This window comes from Marinifilum breve, from assembly GCF_003202155.1.
In the GTDB taxonomy this organism is placed as follows: Bacteria; Bacteroidota; Bacteroidia; order Bacteroidales; family Marinifilaceae; genus Marinifilum; species Marinifilum breve.
This window is the reverse complement of sequence record NZ_QFLI01000067.1, coordinates 1-706: the sequence shown is the minus strand read 5'-3', so window position 1 is coordinate 706 and position 706 is coordinate 1. Positions and strand designations below refer to the sequence as shown.

The window sequence follows — 706 nt, the reverse complement described above, 5'->3', positions numbered from 1 at the left end:
GATTCATATGATTCGATGAAGAATGATCCAATAGTGGGGTTTTTCGATAAGTGGGAAAGGCAATTTAAAATGCTCCGGAATGGAAATGAGGGAATGTCTACAATACCTGGGTTTAATCAGATACAATTTGAAGGATTTTGTAGGTTTATTGATCAGGGCTTGACGGAAGAACTTTATAAGTTTCCAAAAATTGAAGATACAGATCAAGAAATTGAATTTCAATTATTTGTGGAAACATATCAATTGGTAGAACCTCTGATAAAAGAACGAGATGCTGTCTATGAATCACTTACATATTCTTCTGAATTATATGTATCCGCGGGATTAATTTGGAAAACCAGTAGGAATATGCAAGAACAAAGAATTTTTATTGGAAACATTCCTTTAATGAATTCCCTTGGAACTTCTATAGTAAACGGAATTTACCGAATTGTGATCAATCAAATATTGCAAAGTCCCGGTATCTATTACCAGTCAGAATTGGATCATAATGGGATTTCGGTCTATACCGGCACCATAATATCAGATTGGGGAGGCAGGTTAGAATTAGAGATTGATAAAAAAGCAAGAATATGGGCTCGGGTGAGTAGGAAACAAAAAATATCTATTCTAGTTCTATCATCAGCTATGGGTTTGAATCTACGAGAAATTCTAGAGAATGTTTGCTACCCTGAAATTTTCTTATCTTTCTTGACCGATAAGGAGA

At 34.7% G+C, this 706-nt stretch carries 1 protein-coding gene; it reads left to right on the top strand.

Features of this window, described 5'->3' with window-relative positions; translation table 11 throughout:
• Positions 1–706, top strand: a 706-nt coding sequence (locus DF185_RS24775; protein ID WP_243421818.1) for a DNA-directed RNA polymerase subunit beta, incomplete at both ends; no start/stop codon positions are given.